The organism is Parvularcula lutaonensis (genome assembly GCF_014651915.1).
Classification (GTDB): domain Bacteria; phylum Pseudomonadota; class Alphaproteobacteria; order Caulobacterales; family Parvularculaceae; genus Parvularcula; species Parvularcula lutaonensis.
The window spans coordinates 1,112,841-1,132,729 of sequence record NZ_BMXU01000001.1; the positions used below are offsets into that span (position 1 = coordinate 1,112,841).

The window sequence follows — 19,889 nt, forward strand, 5'->3', positions numbered from 1 at the left end:
GGAAAACCGGCGCACCTTGCGCTCGATCAGACCTGGCTCATCCTCTCAGCGCGTCGCGCATCACCGCGGCCGCACCATAAAGCGCCGCATAAGGATCCGTCACCAGCCGCACCGGTACATCGGCAAGATAGTCTCTCAGGATACCGGGGCGTGCGAAGGTGCCCGCGAAATTGGCATGCGGAAGAAGGTCCTTCAGCCGGGGCATGATCCCGCCTGACACCGCGACCCCGCCCCGCGCGCCCGTGCAGACACAGGCATCCGCTGCAGCACAGGCGAGATAATCGATGAACCAGAGGATCGCCTCGCGGGCGTGGCCGGGCCCTTCGAGCGCCGCCTTGGTCACCGCAGGCGGTTCGACCGGCTCTGGTGTCTCCCCGGCATCGAGCACGACCGCTTCGTAGATGTTGACGATGCCGCGACCCGAAAGGATGTCCTCGAGGATCGGCGGATGGCCCATTTTTTTCTTGAGACGTTCGTAGAGCCGCAACTCGCGCTCGTTTCGCACGGGGAGGAGGCGGTGCCCGCCTTCCGTCGCGATGACCTTGGGCGGATGGCCCGGGATGAAGAGCGCCTGGCCGAAGCCCGTCCCCGGTCCGACCGTCAGCACCGGTGCACCCTCCATCGGGGTGCCCTCTTTGAGGGTGATGCCCGCATCCGGCGGCATCATCCCGGCGAACCGTGCCTGGGCCTGGAAATCGTTGATGAGCCGCACGGCTGAGAAGCCGAACTGGGTTGCAAGCGCGTTCTCCCCGAGGCTCCACGGCGCATTGGTCAGGTGGATCGTGTCTCCCTTGATCGCCCCGGCAGAGGCAACGCAAAGGGTTTTCGGCACCTTGTCGAGCTGATCGACATAGGCCCTCAGCACGTCGTCGAAATTCTTGTGATCGGCCACGGCAAGGACCTGCACGTCCCGCAGGCTGCCGTCAGGACAGGAGATCGCAAAACGCGCATTCGTCCCGCCAATGTCTCCGACCAGAAGTTCTCCGTCAGCCATTGCCGACACGCTCCAGAATTCCAACACGTACGCCGTCGAAGATGTACTGCGTTGCCAGCGCCATGAGCAACATGCCCAGGAGGCGCGAAATCATATTCATGCCCGTCCGGCCCAGCGCCTTCGCGATCGATCCGGACGACATCATCACGGGTATCCCGATCAGCAGCACCAAGGCCAGCGCCAGCAGCACCGCGGCCTGCGCAACAAAGGCCTGGTCGCCGTATTCCTTCGCGCCGTCGTTCATCAACAGCATGACGGTGGCGATGGCCCCCGGTCCCGCCAGCATGGGCAGGGCAAGGGGGAAGAAGGCGACATTGTCCCGCGCGGACGCCTTGGGGCCCGGGCGCTTGGCTTCGACCTCCTCGTCGGGGTCAAAGAACATGCGGAAGCCGATCAGGAAGAGGAGAAGCCCGCCAGCCGCGCGGAACGCAGCCAGTTCGATGCCCAGGTGTTTCAGCATCCACGGGCCGAGCAGCGCGAAGAAGACGAGGACGCCGAGCGAGATCGCCGCAGCCTGGATAGCGATCCTTCGCCGCTCCTTCTGGGTGTTCTGGTGGGTAAGCGCCGCGAAGAGAGGTGCGACGAGGATCGGGTCGATGACAATGAAAAGAGTGACGAAAGCGGTGAAAAACGCCGCCAGGAAACTCTGATCCATGACCTTTCCGGCTCCTCTGTCCGCTCCCGAAGCATCGGGCGGTAACAGAGGTCACGCGCAAGGCCAAGGTTTGTGTTCGGTTCGGTGAACGCGGCCACTGCCATCCCCGGAGCGGTTGCGACGTTCAGCGCCGCCCGAACAGCCTCTCCACGTCCTTGAGCTTGAGCTCGACATAGGTCGGACGGCCGTGGTTGCACTGGCCCGAATGAGGGGTCGCTTCCATCTGGCGCAGGAGTGCATTCATCTCCTCCGTAGTCAGACGACGGCCTGCACGCACGGAGTTCCTGCACGCATGATTGCCAAGGGTCTCGGCAATCATGTCCTTGAGCGCCGTGTCCTGCCCCAACCCCGCAAGATCACAGGCGATGTTCTTGACCAGCCCCTTGATGTCAAACTCCCCGAGCACCGCAGGCACCTCGCGGACAAGCACGGCACCGCCGCCGAAATCCTCGATCACGAGGCCATAGGCCGAAAGCTCGTCCTTCCGCTCAAGGACCAAGGTCGCTTCATCCTCGGCCAGCTCGACCACTTCAGGCACGAGAAGCGCCTGCCGCTGGGGCTCCCGCCCCTCCCCTGCCTGCTTGATACGCTCGTAGACCAGCCGCTCATGGGCCGCATGCTGATCGACGATCACGAGCCCGTCACTGGTCTGTGCCACGATATAGGTGTCGTGAAGCTGCGCCATCGCCGTGCCGAGGGGATAATCCTCTGGCTGCGGAACCGGCGCCGGATAGGCATCCGGCTCCGGTTCGTAGCGTCTCGCACTCGGCGCCGAAACCGGGGCCAGCCGCGTCTGTCGTTCGGAAAATCCCAGGAAGGGGTTGGAAGGACGCGGCTCCGGCGGCGCGACCTGAGGCCGCCCGGTCTGCGCGGCGCGCATTGCCTGCGCTGCCACGGTGGTCGATGCCTTGTGACCTGCCTCGGCGATCGCAGTGCGCAGTCCACTGACGATCATCCCACGCACCAGCGCAGCATCACGGAACCGCACTTCCGTCTTTGCCGGGTGCACGTTCACATCGACGAGGTCCGAGGGCATGTCGAGGAAAAGGCAGAGGAGCGGATGACGGTCGCGCGCCAGGAAATCGGCATAGGCCCCACGCACGGCACCGACCATCAGCTTGTCACGGACAGGTCGACCACGGACGAAGAGATACTGCTTGTCCGGAAGGCCCCGGTTGAAAGTCGGGACGCCAGCAAACCCGGATAGCGTCATCCCTTCCCGCTCGAGCGCAACGGGCACGGCATTCTCGCCGAAGTCCCTGCCCATGATGGCAGAGAGCCGCGCAAGATGACCCTCAGGACCCGGAGGTTCGGCCCGGTAGGCAAAGCGCTGCCTGCCATCAACGGTCAGGGTGAAGGCGACATCGGGCCGGGCCATGGCTAGCCGCTTCACCGCATCGGCGCAGGCCGAACCCTCCGCGCGCTCGCCCTTCATGAATTTGAGGCGCGCCGGGGTGGCAAAAAAGAGGTCCGCGACCTCCACCCTTGTGCCCGTCCCGGCAAACGGCGCCGGGCAAGGTTCCGCCATGACGCCCGCCTTCACAGACAACTGCCAGCCCTCGCCGCCTTCAACGCGCGACGTGATCGTCAGCCGCGCGACGGCGCCGATCGAGGGCAAGGCTTCACCGCGAAACCCCATCGTATCGATGGTCAGGAGGTCGACCTCCCCATCGCCCGTGGCGTTGAGCTTCGATGTGGCGTGTCGCTCGAGCGCGAGGGGTAGCTCCTCAGGCCCCATGCCGCAGCCATCATCGGTGACGGCGATCAGCTTGCGCCCGCCCTCTTCGATCTCGACCGCGATTCTGGTCGCCCCAGCATCGAGGGCGTTCTCGACAAGTTCCTTGACGGCAGCAGCGGGCCGCTCGATCACCTCACCCGCGGCGATCCTGTTCACCGCGCCGGCAGGCAGGCGGCGAATACGGGGGTGTAGACTCGCGCGTTCTGTTGGCGACATCCGCACTCGTTAACGCGACTCATGAAGCAGTCCCAACCACCGCGTTTTGCACAATCCCAAGCGCAGCTTGCTGTGCCCAACAGAGTGGTGCGCTGGACCGCGCGCCGTGATGACACTGCCTCCCGAGCTGCAATGCAGTTGGTTGCTCGCCAAGGAAAAAAATCTACACTGCCATTACTTCTGACCTTTTGCCCTATTTTGATAAAGTCTCTAATTGATCAGACCTCATCCGGGACTCATGATGCGTTATTATCTACTTATTTCACTTATTTTCTCAGTTCTCCTTCTTTCGTCCTGCGGATCTGACGGCCAATCACTGGGACCAATTGAGAATTCGCAGTCAGCAAGCACGACGGTTCTTTCCACCGCGAGAAATACGGCATTCATCGTCCCCGCGCAGAGCGAGGATTTCTTCGGAAAGGTGACGAACGACCCTCTCTACGGCCCGCGCTATGCACAGGTCGTCGTCAGGAAAGCCGACAACGTCATCGCGTCGAATGGGCCGTTCGCCTGCGACAGTAAATCGATCCTCAGCCAGTTCATGAAGGGCTTGGGCATTCGCAGCGATGGTCAGGCTGCAGTCACCGTCAGTGTGCGGCATAGCCGGAATCCGACAGTCTATCTCGCAAAAGACCTTCCGATCTATGTGGCGACGAAAAGAGGTAACGAATGCAATGATTTCTACCTGACGAAGGCCATAACGCCCTTCGTCAAACCGCTCTCGCAGGAGACGGTCCTGCTCGAATTCGAAGTGCGCCACTCAAGGAAGGACCAGTCCAGCATCGGCGAAATCTTCTCGCTGGCCCAAGAAATATCTTCATTGGTGAGTCAGAACGCTACCGACGGTCTCGTCAGTGACCTGACCAAATTCACCACGAGCGGCCTTGCGGAGAAAACCGAAGCGCTGCTGGCCCGCTTCAAGGATTCGACCGGCGTCATATCCGGTGCGGTCGAGATGCCCCTCAGCCTCAACAGCCGCAACATCAGAAGCGATCGCTACACGTTTTCCCTCATCAAGCCGCAGGGTAGAAATGGCGGCATTTCCTTTGACCCCAGTCGGACCGAGGTGATCCCAATCATCCTCGAAGCGTCCTTCGCGCCCTCTATCTTCGCAGGCTGCCCGACCCACCGCATGGTGGCCGAGAACGCTGCCGATGCCGGGTCGATCACACAGCGCGCAGCTTCGATTCATTGAGCGACGTTCTCGACAAGAAACTCGATGGCGAACCGATCATCACCCTGACCGAAGAAAGTCCGCAGGCGATCGGATACCGATTGAATATGCTCGACGGCAAGGCGCGCAGCGGCCAAGATATCCGTCCTGAGCTCAGCACACTTTGTGCCGAGATGCGGACCAGCTTCGAACCTTCCGCGGACCTCAACACGGTCGATCAGGAGATCATGCGCCTCGCAGTCTTGGACGAATATGTCAGCTATCGGAGCAAGCCCGAGGTGCGGCATCAGGAGTGCATCAATGATGATACGGAGCGAAAGCTCTCCCTTCTTTCCCCGTCTCAATACCGGTTGATCGGGGACAGGCCCAATGAGATCGTTGTCCGGGAGCGCATCACGGAGTTCGCGAGAACTCTCGAGCGGAACGATGAGGCTGCCATCAAGAATGCATTCTCAAGTGACGGCCGCGTGGTCATCGAAGCGCCATTCATGCTCGAAGCGGGCTATCCCAGCCAGCGCAACATGCCCCAAGCAGCAGGACTCTTGGTCGATATCGACTTCTACGGTCCCGAATACTGCCACGAGATTCCGCGTCCTAGGGACGGCTCGAGAAGCCGGACGCCGATCGGCTTTTACAAGAACATCAAGATCGAAGGCACTATCAAAGCTGTCGCCATGGTCGTCGACTATCACGACGACAACCAGGCGCTCGTTCGCGATCTCTTCTTCACGACGCCGGACATGATGTACAGGCGTTTGGACCGCGATGGATCTGCGGCGAATTCCGTGCTCGTCACCAACAAGAACTGTATCTCGGCGGATGACGTTCCGCGTTTCAAGGAGCTTGCAGGGATCGACGGATAGCGGCCCCTGCAGCCTGATTGTTCACCGCGGCGGGAGACGGGAAACGAAAGCTACATCAGGCGGTCCTTGACCCACGGAACCAGCTGGTCTGCAGCCACGGTCTCCTGGCCGGGACGCTCCTCAGTCCATTCCTCGCGGCTTTCGATGTTCTCAGAGGCCGCCTTCCCAGCGCGCAGGTCCTTGATGGTGACCTGGTCGTTCGCGCGTTCGTCCTCGCCGCAGATGACGACGATCGGCGCGCCGCGCTTGTCAGCATAGCGCATCTGGGCCTTCATTCCTGCGCCGCCGAGATACACCTCCGCGGCGATGCCCTCTGCCCGCAGGGCTTTCGCCATGCGGTGGTAGCGCGGCATCTGGTCACTTTCGAGGGCGAGGACCACGACAGGACTGACCGGCTCGGGCAGGGCCGATTTCGATTTCAGTGCCGTCAACAGACGGCTGACGCCTACGGAGCATCCGACCGAGGGCACGTCCTGCCCCTTGAAGCGGGCAATGAGGCCGTCATAGCGGCCGCCTGAGCCCACCGAGCCAAACTGCACCGTCTGGCCCTTTTCGTTCTCGACGTCGAAGGTCAGCTCCGCCTCGAAGACAGGGCCGGTGTAATAGTCGAGGCCACGGATGACGGAGGGGTCGAGTTTCACCCGCTCGCCATAGCCAAGCTCCGTCAGGGTGGAGATGATTTGGGCCAGCTCCTCGGTCCCCTCGGCACCGATCCTGTTAGCGGACAAGGCCTCTGCCATGTCGCCGCCTTCCATGAAGCGCAGCACCGAGTCGATCTGACCGGGCTCGAGCTTTGCGCCTTCGGTGTAGTCGCCGCTTTCATCCTTGCGGCCTTCACCGAGGAGGAGCGCAACACCGTCAGGACCAAGACGGTCGTATTTGTCCATCGCTCTCAGGACCGTGCCGGACCGGCCCTTGTCCTCGGGATCAAGACCGATGATCTCGAGCAGCCCCGTCATCACCTTGCGCGAGGAAAGCCGGATTTCGACGTCCTTGTCGTCAACGCCAGCAGCAGACAGGGCATCGATGAACATCATGATGATCTCGGCGTCCGCATGGGGCGGCGGCGCGAAACAGGCATCGGCGTCGATCTGCGTGAACTCACGGAAGCGGCCGGGACCCGGCTTCTCGTTCCGCCAGACGGTCCCCACCGCATAACGACGATAGGGCCGCGGCAGCGCATCCATGTTCTCCGCCACATAGCGAGCGAGCGGCGCGGTCAGGTCGTAGCGCAGGCTCATCCACTGCTCGTCATCGTCCTGAAGCGAGAAAACACCGGCATTGGGGCGGTCGACATCGGGCAGGAACTTGCCCAGCGCATCGGTGTATTCGAAGGCGGGGGTCGAGAGCGGCGCGAAGCCGTAGCTCTCATAGACCTTGCCGATGCGTTCCAGCATCAGGCGCTCGGCGATCAACTCGGCGCCTGAGCGGTCCGGGAAACCCCGGGGTTTGCGCGCCTTGGGGCGCAGCACTTTGTTCTTCTTGGCCATGGCCCGCCGTTAGCGGCGAAGGCACGGGTTGTGAAGCACGCGAAAACGCAGGACCGTCACCTGATGAGCTGGAAAGACGCCCTCCCCGCCCCAATCGCGCGTTCCGAGCTCATTGGCACGGGCTCCAGCGAGGCTGGCATCACCGTCTCGCGGCATTGGCTGGCCGATGGCAGCTCAGTTGTCAGCAAAGTCGCCTCTGGCCCAACCGAGGAGCTGCCGATCGAGGCCGAGATGCTGCGCTATCTCTCCGAACGCACGCAGCTGCGGGTTCCTGAGGTGCATTTCTCCGATGCCTCGGCCATCGTCATTGAATGGCTCCCGTCGGGGGCCCGTCTGTCGGGAACGGCGGAACACGAAGCGGCCGATGCTCTCGCAGCACTTCACGGCATCAGTGCCGACCGCTACGGCTTCGACTGGCCGACGGTCATTGCTGGTATCCCGCAGGACAATTGCTGGCAGGATGATTGGTACACGTTTTATGCAGAGCAACGGCTGGTCCCTCTCGCCCGTCAGTGCGTCACCACCGGGCGCGCAAGGTCAGACATCCTCAAGCTGACCGATAAGCTCGCCGGTCGGCTCCCGAACCTGCTTGACACGCCGAAGCCGCCGGGACTGGTGCATGGGGACCTTTGGAGCGGGAACATCATCGTGAGTCCCGATGGGTTCAGCGGCCTTATCGATCCCGCCATCTATTTCGGAGACCCCGAGATGGACCTCGCCTTCGGCACGCTTTTCGGGGCTCTTGGTGACGGCTTTTTCGCCCGTTATAGAGAGCATCGTCCGTTATCGGATGACTTCTTCGAGGTGCGGCGCGATATCTACAATCTCTGGCCTCTCCTCGTCCATGTGCGCCTTTTCGGGGGACACTACGAGGGACAGGCGATGCAAGTCCTTGAACGCTTCGCAGGGGCGTGAACCTGATGCCCCATGGACGGCGAAGCCTTGTCTACAAGGACGACAAAGGATGGGCCATGGCCGGTTTGATCCTGGCCATGGCCCGCCGTCAGGGCGTTTGGGAGGTTGATCCATCCCAGGGGAGGCCCGTCGGGTTACTGAAGAACAATCTCCGCATGAAGAGCACCGGCAGCGCGAAGCGCTTCGAAAATCTCGATCATGTCGCGCGGCGGCACGTCGAGAGCGTTGAGCCCTTCGACGAGGTCACGCAGCGATGCACCGCCCTCAAGCGCCGACACGGTCCTGTTCCCCCCCTCGCTCACAGCGATGCTCGTGCGCGGCAGGACCACGGTTTCTCCGGCAGCGAATGCATTGGGCTGGGAAGCGACCGGGGTCTCCGCCACGCTGATGGTAAGGGCGCCCTGCGCCACCGCGACAGGGGCAATTCGGACATTCTCGCCAAGGACGATCGTTCCCGACCTCTGGTCGATCACGACCCGCGCTCGCCGCGCCGGGACAAGCGGCAGTTCTTCCACCCTGGCGATGAGCTGCGCCGGTCCGAGATTGCTGGCGGGCACGTCGATGACCACCGTCCCGGCGTCGATCATCCTCGCAAGTCCCATTCGGAACTCACGATTCAGCGCATCCTCGATCCGGCTTGCCGTGGTAAAGTCGGGATCGCGAAGCGCGAGACGAATTTCATCCATGTTGCTGAAGACGAAGGGCACTTCCTGCTCGACGCGGGCACCGCCGGCGATCGTCGCGAGGGTCGGGTTGCCTTGGCTCGCGCGGGATGCCTGGCCCTCCACGTCAAAGCCGCCGACAATCAACGGCCCCTGCGCGACGGCGTAGACCTCATTGTCAGCTCCCAGGAGAGGTGTCATCACGAGCAGTCCGCCCTGCAGGCTTTCGGCATCGCCGATGGAACTGACAGCGACGTCGATCCGGCTTCCGGTCCTGGCGAAAGGCGGCAGGGTGGCCGTGACGATCACGGCGGCAACATTGTCCGGCCGGAAATTCTCATCCTGCATGTTGACACCCAGGCGTTCGAGCAGGCTGAGGAGCGCTTCCTCCGTATAAGGCGAGTTCCGCAGGGTGTCGCCCGTACCGTTGAGGCCGATGACGATGCCGTAGCCGATGAGGTCGTTACCCCTCACCCCTTCGACATCGACAAGGTCCTTCAGGCGTACCGACTGGGCAGACGCCGTCGCAGCAAGAGCGAGAATGATGGTCAGAAAACGGATCATCGCAGGAAATTCGTGAGCCTGAGGCCGGCAAGTCGACCGGTGATCGTATAGGCGGCCTGGAGGCGGGCTTCGAGGGCCTGGGTTTCCGAAGCGGCTTCGAACGGGTCACGCCCGAGTATCGTCTCGACAGTCTCATTGGCGTCGAAAAGGAGGGCCTCCTGTCGAACCATCTCCCGGTCGATGGCGTTGCGTGCAAGACCGATGCTCGCTTCTTCCGCCGTCAGGGCGTCGCGCGCCGTCTGGGTCACTTCCGCCGAGCGGAGAAGGAAGGACGATCGCTGGTCTTCCTGCACGCGCTCGTTGAAGGCCTGCATGGCCAGGCCCTTGAAGACCTGGCGCATCGGGCCGGAGTCGGCGGTGATGATCGGCGCTAGCTGCTGCCCATCAGAGAGTTGCGCCCCAAGCGGCTGCCCGCCGAGATAGACGTTGATCTCGAAGCCGCCACCGGGAGCGAATACGGAATCGATCGCCGCTTCGACGCTGGCAGCGTCGGTCAGTGTGCCAATCGCCGCATCCACCTCTGCCAGGAAAACAGAAACATCGGCCATGACCTGTCCTGCGCCCAGGTCCCCGCCGAAAAGTGCGCGCCCGCCGAACCGGGCTTCGAGGGTGGAGAACATCGTGGCGAGGCTCGTCCGCGCCTCGGTGGCCGCGAAGCCATCGGCATCAACGCCTGCGGCAAGATCGCCTGCTGCCTGCGCGCTGACCAGTGTCGACCCTGCGAGGTCGTTCACGGTGCGTAGGGTCAGACCGGCCGTCCTGAACCGGCCCTCGAGCACATTAAGACGGGCCCGCTCAGGCTCGAACGCTTCGATCGCGGCCTCGGCACGGAGAAGGATATTGTTGTCCCCGCGGACCGCAGCGTTGACATCCTGCCGCCGCCCCGTCGCTAGTTCGGTGGCGACTTCGTCAAGGCGGGTACGGAGATTTGCGATCTGGTTACTGAATGCGGACTGGTAAAGGGCGTCGGGAGAAGTCAGGAGCATGGATCAGATCTCCAGCAGTTGGCGGAGCATTTCGTCCGCAGTTTGGATGACGCGAGCATTGGCGGCGAAGGCCTGCTCCACGAGAAGAAGCTCCTGGAGCTCCCTGTCCGTATCGACGCCGGTTTGCGCACCGACTTCGCGGGCGAAGGTCTCGCGGGCACCGCGGGCCGCCTCGCGGATACCTTCGGCACGCAGGGCCTGGGTTCCGAGCTCCGTACCGAGGGCGCCGAGGGTCTCCAGATAGCTGAGCGCACTGCTGGTCCCCGTCGCGGCGGGAAGCGGCCTGCCATTGTCGAGTTCAGCCTTGAGCGCGCCGAGTATTCCGTCGCCGGCAGATGGTCCGGCAATTACCGCACCCATTCCATCTCGAACACGGAACAACTGCCCGCCTTGCGCCGGATCCGCCGCTGCATTGACCTGCAGCCGCTGCGCGGCACTGCTGGTGCCAGCGGAGAGAACGAACAAGCCGTCCGGGCTCGTCCCATCGGCAATCGCAGACCGAGCGGCAAGTTCCGCGGCGGCTGCGTCGAGCCGGCTGGCATAGTCCTGCGCAATCACGTCGCGGACTGCGAATTCGGCGGCCAGCCCTCCGTCCTTCAGCCCTTGCAGCGTTCCCGGAGTAATGTCGTAGCCGCCGACCGTCAGCCCCGAGAAATCGCCATTGGCATAGGAAAGCTCGAAGCTCGCCGAGCCTGCTGCGGTGAAGTCGAGATATTGGGGTTCATCTCCCAGGAGGAGAAGTCCGCCTTCGGTCCGCAGCTCGATCCTGCCGCCATAGGTGCCGTTCACATTGACATCGAGTTCGGCGGCAATCTCCGACACCAGGGCCTGCTGTCTCTCGGCAACGGTTTCCAGCGCGACGCCTCGCGGGCGGAGGGCCTGCTGGTTGAGATTGTCCAGTTCGACAAGCGCGTCGTTCAGGCGGTTTACCTTGGTAGCAATGGCACTATCCGCAGCCAGGCGCATGGCCTGGGCTTCGGTATCGAGCTGCTGGAAGGTGCCTGTCACGTCCTGCGCAGCACGGAGGAATGCGAGCTGTGTGGAGCCGCTTTCAGGGGTCAGGCGGAGATCAGCTAGTGCCTGTTCAAACCTGGCGAAGGACGCGTAAAGACCATTCGGGTCTCCGGGCTCCCCAAACGCCGCGTTGATCTGCTTGAGGGCATCGGCACGAACCTCCGCGCCCCCCTGCTCCGTACCGGCACCAAGCAATTGCCGTTCGAGGTGGCCAGTCTCGGCCCGCTCGATCCCGACGGCGCGCACTCCGCCCGGCTGGGCTGCGGCGACGCTGAGACTGCGGCGGGCGTAGCCAGCGGTGTTGGCATTGGCGATGTTGAAGGACAGCACCTCGGCCCGCAGCGATGCCGCGTTGAGACCCGACAGGCTGTTCGTCATGATGGCTGAAAAGGTCATCGGATCTCTTCTTTCCGTCTAGAAACGACTAGCGCAGGATGTTCGTTGTTTCCTGCAGGACCTCGTCCACCGCGCGAATGACGTTGGCGTTGGAGGCATAGGCCCGCTGGGTCTTGATGAGTTCTGTCAGCTCCGTACCGAGATCGGTTGTCGATTCGGCAAGGGCATAGCCGACCATCGCTCCGACGGAGCTGTCGCCTGCGTCAAACAGGAAGAAGTCACCTGACTCCTGGCTGATGGCGAAGTTCTGGTTGTCCTCTGGACGCAATCCGTCAGCATTGGGAACATCGACCACCGGAATCTGGTAGATAAAGCGGCGGAAACCCGTGTCGTAAACCGCCTCCATGCGGCCCTGCTCATCCACTTCGACGCGCGAGAAGTCGCCGGCCGGGGCACCGTTCCTGACGACGTTCACCGGACGGAAGGTCGACGAAAACTGGCTGAGCCCTCCGGCCTCACCGGGCTTACCGATATTGATGGTCAGCGGGTTGCCCGCGCTCAGCCAGCTCACAGAGATGTCTCCGGTCAGCGGGTCATAACTGGCCCCGCCGCCACCGGTGACGCTCGCAATGGTGCCGCCATTGGGGTTCGTGTCGTTGAAGGTGATCGTCAGCGACCCAAGCGACACGGGTGGTGTCTGGCTCTGGTCCGTCAGGTCCATCGTCCACTGGTTGGAGAAACCCGCCGCAGGGACGACTGGCGTGAAAGTCGCGTCGATCGTCTGGATACGTCCGAGATTGTCGAAGGCTTCGATCGGCAGGACATAGGGCTGTGGTGTCGTGCCTGCGGCCGTGTCGTCAGCCGGCAGGTTGACGCCGATCGAGACATTGGTCGTGGGTTCTGCCGCGAGTGAGCTGAGATTGATGTTCACTGGCTCGAGGTCTGCGGACGAGCGGCGCGAAACGTTGCCGATCGTGCCATCCGCCTGCACCGGCCAGCCCAGAAGTGCCGTGCCGCCAGGGGTGATAAGGTAGCCGCTCTCGTCGGCACGGAAAGAGCCTGTCGCCGTCAGGAGGAGCGGACGCTCGCCGGGCTGGTCATTGATATTCAGCTCTTGCGTCACCGGCAGGAAACCCGGACCCGCAAGGGCGATATCGGTGCTGCGACCGGTGGAGAAGAGCGCCCCCTGTTCGGAGGCAAGCCGGGTCGTCTCTACGCGGACCCCACCTGCGGTGAAGGCGGAGGGGTTGTCAGCAATCACCATACTGAGGAAATCGGCTGTCGCTCGCTTGTACCCGATCGTGCCTGAGTTCGCGACGTTGTCAGATATGGTCGCGAGTTTCGTCGCGTTGACCGACAGGCCCATCACGCTGGCATTCAGGGAGGAGGAAATCGTCATGCTAAGCTCCTGATCTCTACCTTGGGTTGTAGCTCAACACGGTTAATGGGCGTTTAATGGGATCGACTCTGGATTGAGAAGAATGATCGAGATCCGGCGGTTCTGGGGCGCGGCAACATCGTCCGAGATCGGAAGACGGTCGGCCTGGCCCGCGACTTCGTAGAAGGCGCGCTCGGGGACGCCCTTCTTGATCGCGAGGCGTCGCGCGGCATTCGCCCTGTCTGCTGACAGCTCCCAATTGCTGTAGTCGCCATCGGCAAAGCGCAGCGCATCGGTGTGGCCGACGATCTTGATCATCCGGTCACTGGTGGCGAGCATCGGCGCGACGCGGGAGATGACCTCGTCAAGGCGCCGCGTGGTAACCGCCTTGCCAACCGGGAACACAGGCTCCTCGGATGTATCGAGGAGATCGATGACAATACCCTCGCTCGACCTCGTCAGGCGGACGGTTTCGCTCTCCACGGCCTCCTTCAGGCTAAGACTCAAGGCCTGGAAGAGCTCGCCCTCGAATTCCATCGTCTCGCCAAGACCGCCATGATTGTCCGAAGCAAGCGTGTCGCTGGAGAAGACACTGTCCCCCTGCAGAAGGTCCGTGCCGCCACCGGACACGGCGCTGATCGGGATCGACGGGTCGAAGAAATCGGCCAGGCCCTTGCGCTGCTCTTCTGTCGTGGCGTTGAGCAGCCACATCAGCATGAAGAACGCCATCATTGCCGTGACGAAGTCGGCATAGGCCACCTTCCACGCACCGCCGTGATGGCCCTCCGCAGCGAAGACCCGCTTGCGCCTGATTATAACCGGCCCGTCAGCCATACCGCACCCAACCCGCTTCGCAATCCACGGTTGAGGCTATCAGGCGCCTGTAAAGTGAAATTTAACAAGTATAGCGTGTAGAGTCTGAACATGGCTCGTACAATTTCAATCAGATCACTGATCAGGGAAAGACCATCGTCCGACGCGGCGGGGACAGGGCAGGCGCGCCTGCCCGACTGCCTGCAGGACAGCCTGCCCCTTTGGAGCGTGCTGGCGCAGCGCGCTGGCGAAGTGCTCTCCCCTCTCCTCGGATGCGACGTGACAGTCCGGAGCCACCTCTCCGCGACCACCCATGAAGAGCTGCGCCGGTCGGCGGAGAAACCAGGCCTTTTCCTGCCGCTCGAACCCCTGACCAGTGGCGCGATGTTCCGTTTCCCGGGCGAGACCGCGATCGATCTGAGCGCCTTTCTTTTGCGGGCCGCCGACAGCACACTGACCAAACCCGAGATGCCGGACGGCCTCGATGACGTCCTGACCCGGGAAGTTGCGATTGCACTGGCAGGGCTGGTCGAGGACGCTTTTGGCCTTCGTCTCCGCCTCGCTGCCGAGGGTGAAGGCGAGACGAGCTGGCCACTGACCCCGCCGCCGGGCGGAACGAAGCTGCTTGCAACCTTCACGATCGAGCCGGAGGGAGGGGAAGCGCGCGAAGTCCAACTGGTCTTTCCCACACTCGAAGAAGCGCATTTCGCCAAAATTCTCGACCGCAGCGATCGCGGGATCGACCTCTCGGGCGTCACCCTGCCGGTCACGGTCGTTCTCAGCCGTTGGACCGCCGACGCAGTGACCATCGCGGGCCTCGCGCCCGGCAACGTGATCTCCATCCCGGGGGGCGACCTTGGGCGTGTGATGCTGGAGGCGGACGGTGCGGACTGCGCGAAAGACATAGCGATCGGCGCTCTTGGTACGGAGCGTGGTCGCCACTCGGTGAAGGTCCTCTCCACTCTCTAGCGCTTGAGGGCCCGTACCCGGTCGGCGAACCTGATCGCTGCAGCGACTGCCTTGAAATGCTCCGATGTGATCGGATCCCCGATTTCAATGGTAGCGTGGAGCGCCCTTGCGCAGGGCGGATCCTCGCGGACGGGAACGCCTGCCTCCTCCGCAGCCGCGCGCAGGCGGAGGGCGAGCTCGTCCGCGCCCTTCGCAATACAGACCGGAAGTTCTTTCCCGCTCCGGTCCCATTTCAGGCCAACGGCGTAGTGCGTCGGGTTGGTGATGAGGACGTCAGCTTCCTTCACTTCGCTGATCATCCGGCTCATGGCGATCTTTTCGGCACGGCGGCGGCGCTGGGCCTTGAGGGCCGGATCTCCCTCGCTTTCCTTGGTTTCGTCCTGCTGCTCCTGACGCGACATCTTTAGCCGCTTCTCCCTCTGGGCGCGCACCAGGGGGATGTCGATCAAGGCGAAAAGAGCGGCCACTGCAACGCCCAACCCGAAGAAGACGATCAGCTCACGCAACAAAAGTCCCGGTATCGCCTGCGCCGGTGCGGTAAACGCGGCACCGATACGCCGCACCTCCATCCACAGGATCGCGGCGCCTCCTGCTGAAAGGACAGCAATCTTCAAGCTGTTCTTGGAGAATTCGAGAAGCGCCTGCGGGCCGAATTTCTTTCCGGCTCCCTTCACCGGATTGATTTTGTTGATGTCCGGCTTGATCCTGTTCGGTGCGAATACGATGCCCTGCTGGACCGCCAGCGACAGCAGCACTGCTGCAGCAGGAAAGACGACCAGCGGAAGAAGAAAGAACACTCCTGCGAGGATCAATCGTTCCGTCAGCGGACCACCCAGGAGCGCCGCCGCCGCTGGCTCCGGTCGCAGGAAGAAGGCACGGAGTTCAGTCGCAAGGTCGTCGGCGAAGGGCGCCACCACGGCGAGGGCGACGAGGAAGCCAGCGAAAGCCGCCGCCGTGTTCGCCTCCTGCGAGATGGGAACGTCGCCTTTCTTCCGTGCCCGGCGCTTCTTGTCCGGGGAGGCCTCGGCAATCTTTTCGGCTGCGTCGTCGCTCATGAACCGAGGACCCCCGCTACACGGCCGAGCCAGACAGTCAGCATTGCCACAATCGACAGCGTAAGAAGCGTGAGCCCGCCAAGGGTCACGGCCGGAAGCCCCACAAAGGTTATCATGAGCTGCGGCATCGCCCGGTTCAGGAAGCCCAGGATGATGTAGTAGGCGAAGTTGAGGACCAGGAAAGGCAGCGTGAGCGTGATGCCGAACCGGATCGCTTCGGCTGCCAGCCCCGTCGCTTCCGCAGCGATGTCCGAACTCGGGAGGGTCGCGGCAAAGCCCAGAGGCATTGCTTCAAGATTGCCGATCAGCAAGCGGATCGCCTCGATTTCGAGATCGGCTGTCAGGAACAGCGTCGAGGCGCCGAGGGTCAGGATTGTCGACAGCAGGCTCGAGCTGTCGCCTTCGGCGCTGAACCCGAAGATCTGGCTGAGGGACAGGGTCTGGGCGATGATGGCGCCGCTGATCGACAGAGCGAAGAGCAAGATACGGACAGTAAAGCCCAAGGTCAGGCCGACGAGGATCTCTCCCACAATCAGACCGACCAGTGCTCCTGTCGTCCCGGATTCGACGGGTGAAACGAGCGGAAAGAGGATTGACATGAGGCCGAGCGCCAAAGCGAGACGCACCTGGATCGGCAGCATTCGTCCGCCAATGCCAGGCAACATCAGCATGAGGATGGAAAGGCGTGAAAAGAGCCCAACGCCCGTCATCAGCTGCGCCTCGAACCGGAGAACGAGCGGCGCGAGGAGATCCAGGATCTCATTCACGCCGTACCGAAGAGGACAGGCTTCGCGTGCCCCCTGATCTCGTCGAGGGAAAGGACCGGGTTGCGCATGCCATGGGTGGCAAGGATACGGCGCACGAGGCGACGCATCGGACCGGCCACGGCCACGACCGGGACAACCCCGGCCTCTGCTGCCTTGTCGATCAAGCTGCCGATAGAGCGCACAAGCTCTTTCATCGTCTCCAGCGAAGGCTCGCCGCCTTCGGACGTTAACCGCTCGGACCAGTCATCCCCGATCTGCACGGCCGGAATCGTTCCGTCATCGGACGTCAGCTTGCTGACGAAGCCAAAGGCTATGCGCCTGCGCACGTATTCGACGGTGTCGTCCGGGCCGAGATCCGCTCCGCGTGCCTCTGCACAGGCTTCGATGATGATCGGTAGCTGCCTGATCGACACCCGCTCCTGGAGGAGGTCGGTGAGCACCTGTTGGAGGAGTCCCATCGGGACGCGCTCGGGGATCATTTCGTCGATGAACCTGCGGTTCGCCTGGGCCCTTTCCGGGTCAGTGGGCTGGGTGAAGGCGTCGAGGATGGTGCGCAGGGCCCTGCGGGTCATCAGCCTGCCAAACTCGGCCTGCACGCTTTCAAGAAGGTGCGTGGCGAGGACCTCGGCGGGCTCGACCACGGTGTAGCCGCCGAGGACCATTTGCTCCTTGCCCGCAAAATCGACCCATCGTGCCGCAGCGCCATAGACCGGTTCCTTCGTGTGTTCGCCTTCGACGTCAGGGCGCTGATCGTCAGCGATCAATGCGAGCCACTTGCCCGCGCGGAGATTGCCCCGCGCCGCGCGAACCCCTTGAATCTTGATCTCGTAGGTCTCGGGAGGGAGAGACGCGCGGTCTGTCACGCGGACCGGCGGCAGGATGAAACCGAACTCCTGGATGATGAAGCGCCTGATCTTGTCCACGCGTGTGTCAAAGCCCCCCTGGTCCCGGATCACCGCGGCCACGAGGTCGGGCGACAGCTCGACATGGATCTCGTCGACATCGAGCAGGTCGCCGAAATTCGCTTTGGGCTCGGCCGGAGCGGGCGTGACCGCCTCTGGCTCATCCTTTCTTCTTCCCCGTAATCGCCAGGCGAGGTAGAACAGGATACCCGCGCCGAAGACGAATGGGAGAAACGGCAGGCCGGGAAACAGCGCAAAGGCCACCATCACGACACCAACGGTCACGAGCGCTTCTGGACGGCCACCGAGTTCCCGAACGAGAGCAAGGTCGACGGCCTCCTCGCCCCTGCCCTTCGACAGGAGGAGCGCTGCTGCGACCGAGATGACGACGGCCGGGATCTGGCTGACGAGCCCGTCGCCTACGGTCAGGACGGAGTAATTCTGAACGGCTTCGCCGAAGCTGATCCGGTGGACCAGCATACCCACGGCAATGCCTGCTATGAGGTTGAGAAGCGTGATAAGGAGACCCGCTACGGCGTCCCCCTTCACGAATTTCGAAACACCATCGAGCGAGCCTAGGAAGGCCGTCTCCTGTTGCTCACGTGCACGGAGGACTTTCGCTTCCTCATGGGTGATCGCTCCGGAGGAAACATCGGCATCGATGGCAAGCTGCTTGCCCGGCATGGCGTCGAGGGCAAAGCGGGCGCCGACCTCGGCCATCCGGCCTGCACCCTTCGTGATGACGAGAAAGTTGACGATCACCAGCACCGCGAAAACGATCAGGCCGATGGCGATGCTGCCGCCCATGATGAACATGGCGAAGCCTTCGATGACCCCGCCGGCTGCGCCGGTGCCTGTATGCCCTTGGCCTATGATGAGCTTTGTCGAGGAGATGTTCAGTGCCAGCCGCAGCAGCAGCGACACCAGCAGGATCGCCGGAAAGCTCGAGAAATCAAGGGGCCTTTCCACGAACAAGGTGGTCGTGAAGATCAGGATCGCGAAGGCGAAGCTTGCCATCAGGCCGATATCCAGCACGATAGGCGGCACCGGCAGGACCATCATGATCAGGATGGCCATGAGACCAACCGCCAGCGCCACGGCCGGGTTGATCGTGAGTTTACTGAGCAGCTCTCCCATACCCGTCTACCCTGCTAGCTGAAGAAAAGTGGCAACACTTTCGTCTCGAAGAAACCGAGCAGGCTCACCGCCATGAACCCGGCCGTGAGCCAGAACACGATGATGATCACGAGAAGCTTCGGCACGAAAGTCAGTGTCAGCTCCTGGATCGAGGTCAGCGCCTGCATCAGGCCGATCGCCAGGCCGGCCAAGAGTGCAGCGATCAGGATCGGGGCCGCCATGAGGCTTGCGGTCCTGAGCGCCGCCCTCAGGAGAGTGAGAACATCAGCCTCGGTCATATCGGCATCCGGAGGATTTCCTGGTAGGCTGCGACCACCCGGTCACGAACGGTGATCGCGGTCTGGAGCGCAAGCTCGGCCTGGCTCAGGGCTTCGACGACGGACTGTGCGTCGATGTTCTTCGTCGCAAAACCCTCAACGGCAGCGTCCGCCCTGTCGAAAACCGCGGCGAAACGCTCGCCGAGGGCCTTGAGCTCTGACCCGGAACCCGGCTGCACCGCCATCGATCCATAAGCGCTGGCAGCAGCCACTTCATTGATGTTCATTATTAATTCCTATCGTTCGAGGACGGAGAGAAGGCCGCGGTAGAAACCCTGGGCCTGACGGAAGACCTGGAGGTTGGCATCGAAACTCCGCCGCGCCTCGCGAGCATCGGCAAGCTCGACCATCGCGTCGACATTGGAGAGGGTCACCATACCCCTGTCATCTGCAAGCGGATGGTAGGGGTCGTAGCGCTCCTTCCCTGCCTCGCGGCTGAGGTCGAGCCGGGATAGCTCCACGCCGCCATCCTTCATGGCCTCGAAGAAGAGGAGCTTCCGCCGATAGCCGGGTGTGTCGATATTCGACAGGTTCTCGGCCGTCGTTCGCATACGGAAACTTTGGGTCTCCATACCGGAGGATGCAGCGCCCATGGCGCCGAAGATCGGATCAGCCATCATCCTTGCGGCCCTCCGATGGCGATTCTCATCATGCTGAGCGTGCTCTTCCAGACGGCAAGAGCGGCGTCATGGCGCCCCCTGGCCTCGCCCATGGCGAGCATCTCGCGCTCGATACTGACGAGCCCGCCCTCGTCCCGTGCGCGAAATTCGGGCGAGCCCGCACCGCGAAGGCTTGCCTGAAAGTCAGCCGCAGCCTTCGCTCGCGCACCCGGAATATCCGCTCGCGCAATATTGTCAGCCGTCACCGCATGCGCGTGCGCGGCATGCCGCGCCATCGCGCTCGTCAATTTCAGGATGGATACGCCGTGGTCCATCAACACCCTC

At 62.8% G+C, this 19,889-nt stretch carries 20 protein-coding genes; 4 read left to right on the forward strand and 16 right to left on the reverse strand.

Annotation, left to right across the window (positions count from 1 at the left end; genetic code table 11):
* Positions 1–37: 37 nt before the first annotated feature.
* The 3 genes from IE053_RS05315 to mutL all read right to left on the reverse strand — a co-directional run bounded on the left by IE053_RS05315 (position 38) and on the right by mutL (position 3,603).
* Positions 38–994: a glucokinase gene (locus tag IE053_RS05315; RefSeq protein WP_189572901.1), complete on the reverse strand. Its 957-nt coding sequence runs from the start codon at positions 992–994 to the stop codon at positions 38–40.
* Positions 987–1,649, reverse strand: a complete 663-nt coding sequence (locus IE053_RS05320; RefSeq protein WP_189572904.1) for a MarC family protein — start codon at positions 1,647–1,649, stop codon at positions 987–989. Before IE053_RS05320 ends, IE053_RS05315 begins: the two co-directional genes overlap by 8 nt.
* A 124-nt stretch (positions 1,650–1,773) precedes the next feature.
* Entirely contained in the window at positions 1,774–3,603 is a 1,830-nt protein-coding gene (mutL, locus tag IE053_RS05325; protein WP_189572907.1) for a DNA mismatch repair endonuclease MutL, read from the reverse strand.
* 238 nt (positions 3,604–3,841) lie between these two features.
* Between mutL and IE053_RS05330 the strand changes: the two genes are divergently transcribed.
* Together IE053_RS05330 and IE053_RS05335 are read left to right on the forward strand one after the other, a co-directional pair.
* Positions 3,842–4,798: a hypothetical protein gene (locus tag IE053_RS05330; protein ID WP_189572910.1), complete on the forward strand. Its 957-nt coding sequence runs from the start codon at positions 3,842–3,844 to the stop codon at positions 4,796–4,798.
* A complete protein-coding gene (locus IE053_RS05335) occupies positions 4,795–5,640 on the forward strand; it encodes a hypothetical protein (RefSeq protein ID WP_189572912.1) in 846 nt (281 codons plus the stop codon). Before IE053_RS05330 ends, IE053_RS05335 begins: the two co-directional genes overlap by 4 nt.
* Positions 5,641–5,690: 50 nt before the next feature.
* On the opposite strand, the gene hisS is transcribed toward IE053_RS05335, so the two are convergent.
* On the reverse strand, positions 5,691–7,130 hold the full coding sequence (gene hisS, locus IE053_RS05340) for a histidine--tRNA ligase (protein WP_189572915.1): 1,440 nt from the start codon (positions 7,128–7,130) through the stop codon (positions 5,691–5,693).
* A 63-nt stretch (positions 7,131–7,193) separates the two neighbouring features.
* Here hisS and IE053_RS05345 point away from each other — a divergent pair, with 63 nt between their 5' ends.
* Positions 7,194–8,045 carry a fructosamine kinase family protein gene (locus tag IE053_RS05345; protein WP_189572918.1) on the forward strand — a complete coding sequence of 284 codons (852 nt, stop codon included), beginning with the start codon at positions 7,194–7,196 and terminating at the stop codon, positions 8,043–8,045.
* A 134-nt stretch (positions 8,046–8,179) separates the two neighbouring features.
* Here the strand turns inward: IE053_RS05345 and IE053_RS05350 are convergent, their stop codons facing one another.
* Genes IE053_RS05350 through IE053_RS05370 form a run of 5 tightly spaced genes read right to left on the reverse strand, consistent with a single transcriptional unit; the run spans position 8,180 to position 13,819 of the window.
* On the reverse strand, positions 8,180–9,271 hold the full coding sequence (locus IE053_RS05350) for a flagellar basal body P-ring protein FlgI (protein WP_189572920.1): 1,092 nt from the start codon (positions 9,269–9,271) through the stop codon (positions 8,180–8,182).
* Entirely contained in the window at positions 9,268–10,257 is a 990-nt protein-coding gene (locus IE053_RS05355; RefSeq protein WP_189572924.1) for a flagellin family protein, read from the reverse strand. The genes IE053_RS05350 and IE053_RS05355 overlap by 4 nt, the downstream gene beginning before the upstream one ends.
* Before the next feature lie 3 nt (positions 10,258–10,260).
* A complete protein-coding gene (gene flgK, locus IE053_RS05360; protein WP_189572927.1) occupies positions 10,261–11,667 on the reverse strand; it encodes a flagellar hook-associated protein FlgK in 1,407 nt (468 codons plus the stop codon).
* 28 nt (positions 11,668–11,695) lie between these two features.
* Entirely contained in the window at positions 11,696–13,006 is a 1,311-nt protein-coding gene (locus tag IE053_RS05365) for a flagellar hook protein FlgE (protein ID WP_189572930.1), read from the reverse strand.
* Between the two features lie 42 nt (positions 13,007–13,048).
* Positions 13,049–13,819: a flagellar motor protein MotB gene (locus IE053_RS05370; protein ID WP_189572933.1), complete on the reverse strand. Its 771-nt coding sequence runs from the start codon at positions 13,817–13,819 to the stop codon at positions 13,049–13,051.
* A 90-nt stretch (positions 13,820–13,909) separates the two neighbouring features.
* On the opposite strand from IE053_RS05370, the gene IE053_RS05375 reads away from it, so the two are divergent.
* A complete protein-coding gene (locus IE053_RS05375) occupies positions 13,910–14,767 on the forward strand; it encodes a hypothetical protein (RefSeq protein WP_189572936.1) in 858 nt (285 codons plus the stop codon).
* On the opposite strand, the gene IE053_RS05380 is transcribed toward IE053_RS05375, so the two are convergent.
* Genes IE053_RS05380 through IE053_RS05410 form a run of 7 tightly spaced genes read right to left on the reverse strand, consistent with a single transcriptional unit; the run spans position 14,764 to position 19,879 of the window.
* Complete coding sequence (locus IE053_RS05380; RefSeq protein ID WP_189572939.1) at positions 14,764–15,822, reverse strand: EscU/YscU/HrcU family type III secretion system export apparatus switch protein; 1,059 nt, start codon at positions 15,820–15,822, stop codon at positions 14,764–14,766. The two genes, IE053_RS05375 and IE053_RS05380, sit on opposite strands and share 4 nt — an antisense overlap.
* The gene (locus IE053_RS05385) at positions 15,819–16,589 is read right to left on the reverse strand and encodes a flagellar biosynthetic protein FliR (RefSeq protein ID WP_189572942.1); all 771 of its coding nucleotides are present in this window, start codon (positions 16,587–16,589) and stop codon (positions 15,819–15,821) included. The genes IE053_RS05380 and IE053_RS05385 overlap by 4 nt, the downstream gene beginning before the upstream one ends.
* Entirely contained in the window at positions 16,586–18,628 is a 2,043-nt protein-coding gene (locus tag IE053_RS05390; RefSeq protein WP_189572945.1) for a flagellar biosynthesis protein FlhA, read from the reverse strand. The genes IE053_RS05385 and IE053_RS05390 overlap by 4 nt, the downstream gene beginning before the upstream one ends.
* A gap of 14 nt (positions 18,629–18,642) precedes the next feature.
* A complete protein-coding gene (locus IE053_RS05395) occupies positions 18,643–18,906 on the reverse strand; it encodes a flagellar biosynthetic protein FliQ (RefSeq protein ID WP_189572948.1) in 264 nt (87 codons plus the stop codon).
* A complete protein-coding gene (gene fliE / locus IE053_RS05400; RefSeq protein WP_189572951.1) occupies positions 18,903–19,172 on the reverse strand; it encodes a flagellar hook-basal body complex protein FliE in 270 nt (89 codons plus the stop codon). The genes IE053_RS05395 and fliE overlap by 4 nt, the downstream gene beginning before the upstream one ends.
* Before the next feature lie 9 nt (positions 19,173–19,181).
* Positions 19,182–19,565: a flagellar basal body protein gene (locus IE053_RS05405; RefSeq protein ID WP_229786069.1), complete on the reverse strand. Its 384-nt coding sequence runs from the start codon at positions 19,563–19,565 to the stop codon at positions 19,182–19,184.
* Positions 19,562–19,879, reverse strand: coding sequence for a hypothetical protein (locus IE053_RS05410; RefSeq protein ID WP_189572954.1), 318 nt, complete (start codon positions 19,877–19,879; stop codon positions 19,562–19,564). Before IE053_RS05410 ends, IE053_RS05405 begins: the two co-directional genes overlap by 4 nt.
* Positions 19,880–19,889: the final 10 nt, after the last annotated feature.

Bases quoted from the DNA above. Each gene is read 5' to 3' on its own strand.
- IE053_RS05315 (WP_189572901.1), bottom strand. From the start codon at position 994: ATGGCTGACGGAGAACTTCTGGTCGGAGACATTGGCGGGACGAATGCG.
- IE053_RS05320 (WP_189572904.1), bottom strand. From the start codon at position 1,649: ATGGATCAGAGTTTCCTGGCGGCGTTTTTCACCGCTTTCGTCACTCTT.
- mutL (WP_189572907.1), bottom strand. From the start codon at position 3,603: ATGTCGCCAACAGAACGCGCGAGTCTACACCCCCGTATTCGCCGCCTG.
- IE053_RS05330 (WP_189572910.1), top strand. From the start codon at position 3,842: ATGATGCGTTATTATCTACTTATTTCACTTATTTTCTCAGTTCTCCTT.
- hisS (WP_189572915.1), bottom strand. From the start codon at position 7,130: ATGGCCAAGAAGAACAAAGTGCTGCGCCCCAAGGCGCGCAAACCCCGG.
- IE053_RS05345 (WP_189572918.1), top strand. From the start codon at position 7,194: ATGAGCTGGAAAGACGCCCTCCCCGCCCCAATCGCGCGTTCCGAGCTC.
- IE053_RS05350 (WP_189572920.1), bottom strand. From the start codon at position 9,271: ATGATCCGTTTTCTGACCATCATTCTCGCTCTTGCTGCGACGGCGTCT.
- IE053_RS05355 (WP_189572924.1), bottom strand. From the start codon at position 10,257: ATGCTCCTGACTTCTCCCGACGCCCTTTACCAGTCCGCATTCAGTAAC.
- flgK (WP_189572927.1), bottom strand. From the start codon at position 11,667: ATGACCTTTTCAGCCATCATGACGAACAGCCTGTCGGGTCTCAACGCG.
- IE053_RS05365 (WP_189572930.1), bottom strand. From the start codon at position 13,006: ATGACGATTTCCTCCTCCCTGAATGCCAGCGTGATGGGCCTGTCGGTC.
- IE053_RS05370 (WP_189572933.1), bottom strand. From the start codon at position 13,819: ATGGCTGACGGGCCGGTTATAATCAGGCGCAAGCGGGTCTTCGCTGCG.
- IE053_RS05375 (WP_189572936.1), top strand. From the start codon at position 13,910: ATGGCTCGTACAATTTCAATCAGATCACTGATCAGGGAAAGACCATCG.
- IE053_RS05380 (WP_189572939.1), bottom strand. From the start codon at position 15,822: ATGAGCGACGACGCAGCCGAAAAGATTGCCGAGGCCTCCCCGGACAAG.
- IE053_RS05390 (WP_189572945.1), bottom strand. From the start codon at position 18,628: ATGGGAGAGCTGCTCAGTAAACTCACGATCAACCCGGCCGTGGCGCTG.
- IE053_RS05395 (WP_189572948.1), bottom strand. From the start codon at position 18,906: ATGACCGAGGCTGATGTTCTCACTCTCCTGAGGGCGGCGCTCAGGACC.
- fliE (WP_189572951.1), bottom strand. From the start codon at position 19,172: ATGAACATCAATGAAGTGGCTGCTGCCAGCGCTTATGGATCGATGGCG.
- IE053_RS05405 (WP_229786069.1), bottom strand. From the start codon at position 19,565: ATGATGGCTGATCCGATCTTCGGCGCCATGGGCGCTGCATCCTCCGGT.
- IE053_RS05410 (WP_189572954.1), bottom strand. From the start codon at position 19,879: ATGGACCACGGCGTATCCATCCTGAAATTGACGAGCGCGATGGCGCGG.